General features: G+C 24.9%; 5 protein-coding genes. 1 reads left to right on the top strand and 4 read right to left on the bottom strand.

Annotated features, from left to right (window positions below):
* Positions 1 to 35: 35 nt before the first annotated feature.
* The 3 genes from HNP68_RS05985 to HNP68_RS05975 form a co-directional block, all read right to left on the bottom strand.
* Positions 36 to 593, bottom strand: a complete 558-nt coding sequence (locus tag HNP68_RS05985) for a chromosome replication/partitioning protein (protein ID WP_183221432.1) — start codon at positions 591 to 593, stop codon at positions 36 to 38.
* 205 nt (positions 594 to 798) lie between these two features.
* Positions 799 to 1551: a ParA family protein gene (locus HNP68_RS05980; protein ID WP_183221430.1), complete on the bottom strand. Its 753-nt coding sequence runs from the start codon at positions 1549 to 1551 to the stop codon at positions 799 to 801.
* A 45-nt stretch (positions 1552 to 1596) separates the two neighbouring features.
* Positions 1597 to 2703: a plasmid maintenance protein gene (locus tag HNP68_RS05975; protein WP_183221428.1), complete on the bottom strand. Its 1107-nt coding sequence runs from the start codon at positions 2701 to 2703 to the stop codon at positions 1597 to 1599.
* A 384-nt stretch (positions 2704 to 3087) separates the two neighbouring features.
* Between HNP68_RS05975 and HNP68_RS05970 the strand changes: the two genes are divergently transcribed.
* On the top strand, positions 3088 to 4092 hold the full coding sequence (locus HNP68_RS05970; RefSeq protein WP_183221426.1) for an ERF family protein: 1005 nt from the start codon (positions 3088 to 3090) through the stop codon (positions 4090 to 4092).
* A 98-nt stretch (positions 4093 to 4190) separates the two neighbouring features.
* On the opposite strand, the gene HNP68_RS05965 is transcribed toward HNP68_RS05970, so the two are convergent.
* Entirely contained in the window at positions 4191 to 4613 is a 423-nt protein-coding gene (locus HNP68_RS05965; RefSeq protein WP_183221424.1) for an Mlp family lipoprotein, read from the bottom strand.
* Positions 4614 to 4720: the final 107 nt, after the last annotated feature.

The following is a 4720-nucleotide window of genomic DNA, read 5'->3' as shown; positions in this document are numbered from 1 at the left end:
GTTCTATACGCTAAATTATTCATAAAATCTCCATATTATCCTTTTAATTGTTTATATTCTTTCATAATTTTTTTAATTATTTCTTTTTCATCAAATAATTTATCTAACAAAAACCCTGTAAATTTAGCATTGCTTTTATAAAAATCATAACTTTCTTGCTTTTTAAGTTGAAATCTTAAGGGTTTTATAGGATTTTGCTTTGATTTCTTTACTATTGGAGTTTCTTGCCCTTCTATTAAATCAAGAGAATCGTAAATACCATTTTCAATTATATAATCTTCATTAAGAATTCCCGCTTGCAATGCTTTTGCTAATTTTAAATATATATAAACTTGAGTTCTTGCCAATTTATAATCTTTTATGAAAGCATCAAAACTTTTATATCCATCTAGCTTATAATATTCATTATCTTTTATTTCTTTTAAAATTCTAATACTTTCTACTTTATAATAAATTTTCTTTTTTATATTGGTCTTTAGCCTATTTTTTAAATCATTATAATGAGCAAATACTTCTTCTTTGGTAATTAATTTTTTTTCGCTATCAGGATCTGCTACCCCTGATATAATTCTTTTATTTAATTCTATTTCCATAATAAACCTCTTTTATATGCGATGTGTACGGATCCGTATACATCTATTGAATATATTTATCATACGTGAACTGCTATTTCTAAATCAAAGATTATAGAAATAGCTTCTTGTTTCATCCCATGATAGCTTTTTAGGTTCTAAAAGAACGATCATCCACTAGAGCATGGTCCGCAAGCTTAACTTCAGGCAGTTCCTGCCTTAGTTTTTATTTCATTACAATAATAAGCTTTAAAAATTTTGACAATGCTTCTTCATATTCATGAATATAATCCTTAGTCATATCAAATTCATCATTTCTGGCAATTTTTTTATTTAAATCTTCTCTTTCATGTATAAATCCCAAAAATCCAGTCTTAGATCCAACATGTTTTAATAACTCTTTATGAGTATTGTTTTTTTTAAATCGTGTTATAATCAAAAATATTGGAATTTTTATTTTTAAATTATTCATGTGAAATTCCAATAATTCTAAACTTTCAACTGCCCATTTTTCTGCAGTCATTGGTACTATTATACAATTACTAGTCATTAATGCATTTGAAAGAGTATAATCTAAACTAGGATTAGTATCTATTATTACATAATGATACATTTGCTTTAAAAATTCTAAATTGTTTTGTAACCTTAACTCTTTTAATGGTATGGACTCACTTAAAAATTTATTTAAAGTCAAATAACTAGGAATTAAGCTTAAATTTTCTTTAATCTTTACAATTGAATCATTAATATCTAGTTTTTCTTTTAACACTCTATAAATATTTGTATTTACAATATCAATATTTTGATTTGAAATTTCTTTATAAAAATAACTAGTAGTCGATGCTTGTGTATCCATATCTATTAATAATACTTTATTATTTTTTGCAAGTAATGTTGCAAATATAATAGCACTTGTACTTTTACCAACACCGCCTTTAATTGATGCAATTGTTATTATTTTAGGAGTTTTTCTATCCATTTTCTAAAAATTCCTTGTTTTGGGTATTTTTTTCATATTCAATTCTCATATAACCTTTTTGCTAAATTCTTTTAGTTTTAAAGCATTGTTTCCATTTTCTAGCATTTCTAATAATTCATAATAATATGAACCAAATACTTTATTATATTCTAATTTCTTTTTGCTATTCAAATAGTTTTTTATAATTGGTTTTAGAACTTCAATTTCTGCAGTATTTTTTAGTCGATCAATAAGGATATTGAAAATGTTTGTCATTATGTTTTCATAATTTTTTTGTGGATTTTCTTTTTTAAATTCAATTGACCTTTCTAATTTACGCCTTATTTTGCTTAAATCATTGTATTTTTGATACTCAATAATAAAATGCGGCTTATTTTTATAGTTTTCATATATTTTTTTAAATTCTGTTTCCAATTGTTCTAAATTGTATCCATTTTGTTCTAATTTTTTTTGTGTGTTTTCTAGAATTTCTTTCAGTTTGTTTTGCTTTTCTTTAAAGCAAGATTTATTAAAGTAAGTATTTTTATGTTTTAATAGCTTAATCTCAATTCTTTTTAATTCTTTAAGCATTTTAATTTTCAAGTCTTTACTAATATCTAATTTTAAGACAAAAGGAAGAATTCCTTTACATTTATAGTTGCATTTATTGGCATATTTTATTACTTGAAAATTTTCTATCTGATTTTTTCTTTCTTCTTTTATATTATTATTTTTATTACTTAAACACTCTTCCGAATTTACACTCCCCCTTAAAGGAAATTTGTCTTTAAAGTGGTTATTAACCCTTTTTTGGAATCTTGTTTCTTTTTTTTCTTTAAAGAATTGGTTAATCTTTTGATAACACTCTTTTTTTGAAAAATTCAGTTTATAGTAAATTTCAGTCCCACAATTTACTCCCAAGTGTTTATAGTAATTAGTTGTGACTTTTATTTCTTTTTCTAATTTGTAAAGATATTTTTGCAGTGTCTTTAGTTTAACAGGTTTTTGACCATTGCGTTTTAGATTTTTATTATAGTAATATAGTATGTTTTGTTGAGTGTATTTCTTATGGGTTTTGTTTATGTACTGTATTGTTGAAACAAGAACAATTAATCTGTGTTGGTGGTTATTGTGGCAATTTGGACTTTTTTTATTGGTTGAAACTTCTATCATCTTGAGTTTTCTCCTATCATTTAGTTATAAATAATTATAAATAATATAATGCAAAATTTTGATTTAAAAGTAAATACTTTCCTAAAAAATATTAAATTAAATAATTAATTTCATTAATTAAATGTATTTATATAATTTAAGAGAAATAAATTGATTTTAATTTTAAATTGGGTTACACTACAAAAAGCGTAGTGTAACTTCTGTAGTTTACCTACCTATTATTTAGTAATTTGCAAAAAATAATGACAAGGGTTTAGCTTAGTTCTTTTGATAAGAGAATCTAGCTAAGCCCTCATTTTTTTGCAAAAATTTTTGTTAAAAAGTTGGCAAAAATAGTTTTTGCTATATATTTATTTATAACTAAATGATAGGAGGTTGACGATTATGTCACACATAGAAAATCAAGAAAATATGCAAAATAATATGCAAGCAGAAATTAAATTCTTAAACGATATGGATACCCTAAGAATGAATTTACCGGGTATTGACAAAAATCTTAAAGGATATGGATATAATTATCAGAATTATAATGAAATAGTTAGAGTAATAAAAAATGTTATTAAGAAACATAATTTGGAGCTTGGTTTTTATCAAAATGCAACTTTTACACATGATCCATATGGTAGAATTCATGTTATTAGAACTACATTTTACAGTAAAAGCACTGGATATAGAGAGTCTTTTGATACACCAATGCTTACCGAAAATTTACAATGGAGCAATGAAAATGGGTCTAAAAATGTTAATACAACGCCACAACTGGTTGGCTCAGCTATTACTTATTTCAAAAGGTACGCTTTAGTGGGACATCTTATGATAGAAAGTGAAGTGGATACTGATGCAGCGCCTATTGATAATAATTATGAAAATGAAAATTCTACACCTAATAAGCAAATTAGTTTTAATCAAAAGCAAGAACAAAAAAAAGACATTAATCAAGAACAAAAGCAAAAAAATAACACTATTCAAAACCAAAAAAGAGATATTAAGCAAGAACAAAAAAAAGATAGATTTTATTACTACAGTATTTTTAAAGACGCTTTATCTAATATAAAAGATTGGGTAAATAGCCCTACAACAAAAGATAATATAAACTCAATTATTCAAAAAATAAGCTTTATTCAAAATATAGACCCCAATAATATTGAGGATATTAAGAAAATTGAAGCCGCTTTAATAAAGCATTTTGAACAGAATATTGAGTTTAAGAGTATAAAGTATTGGGCTGAGCTTATAAAAGAATATTTCAAGAAAAATAATAAATTAAAGGATTTAAATGATTTTGAAAGGTTTATGTCGTTTAAAAAGCCCATTTATGGCGCTAGTCCGTTAATATTCTTTGGAGCGTTAAAAGAAGATAAACAATTTGATTATATTTTTGCAGCATAGCAATATGTTTGCATAGTACACCTAAATAGTAGGGCCCCCCAATAAGGGGGCTCTACTATATGTATATTAGAAAGGATAATAATGAATTTTATTTTTTATTATTGACTATCACAGTCACTAACTGCTCCAGTTTTAAAATTATTTATATCACCGCCGCTGAAGAAACCCCCAACTACAGTTTTAAAAGTATTTTTTCCGTCTTCTTTTCCAGTACATTTATCAAGTTCACTTTTTATATGATCAAGTGCCGTTTTTATTTTCTCTTCATCATTTCCTAAAAATTTATCAAATTGTTGATTCTCCAATGCGGTTTTTAACCAGTCAAGTTGTTTTTTTTGATCATCAGTTAGTTTTTCTCTAAGTAGTTCTTCTTTGGATTTAGGTTTTTCTTGTTCGCTTAAATCACGCTTTACACTATTTTTTGTTTGTTTAATATTGTTTTTCAAAGTGTCATTATCATTAGAATTACAGCCATTTAGCATAAGTAAAAATAAACAAAATAATATATTGGTAATTTTCATTTGTTATCTCCTTTTTTTCTCTTCAGTACAATAATTTAGTAACAAAAAAGATTATTCTTGTAATTATAGATCTTATTTTTAGAAATATTGATGTTTATAAGGGTATT

It is taken from the genome of Borreliella yangtzensis (assembly GCF_014201775.1).
Classification (GTDB): Bacteria; Spirochaetota; Spirochaetia; order Borreliales; family Borreliaceae; genus Borreliella; species Borreliella yangtzensis.
Note: the sequence above shows the minus strand (reverse complement) of the source record. Positions and strands in the feature narration are given on the sequence as shown.

Coding starts and splice junctions, on each gene's coding strand:
- HNP68_RS05985 (WP_183221432.1), bottom strand. CDS start 593: ATGGAAATAGAATTAAATAAAAGAATTATATCAGGGGTAGCAGATCCT.
- HNP68_RS05980 (WP_183221430.1), bottom strand. CDS start 1,551: ATGGATAGAAAAACTCCTAAAATAATAACAATTGCATCAATTAAAGGC.
- HNP68_RS05975 (WP_183221428.1), bottom strand. CDS start 2,703: ATGATAGAAGTTTCAACCAATAAAAAAAGTCCAAATTGCCACAATAAC.
- HNP68_RS05970 (WP_183221426.1), top strand. CDS start 3,088: ATGTCACACATAGAAAATCAAGAAAATATGCAAAATAATATGCAAGCA.
- HNP68_RS05965 (WP_183221424.1), bottom strand. CDS start 4,613: ATGAAAATTACCAATATATTATTTTGTTTATTTTTACTTATGCTAAAT.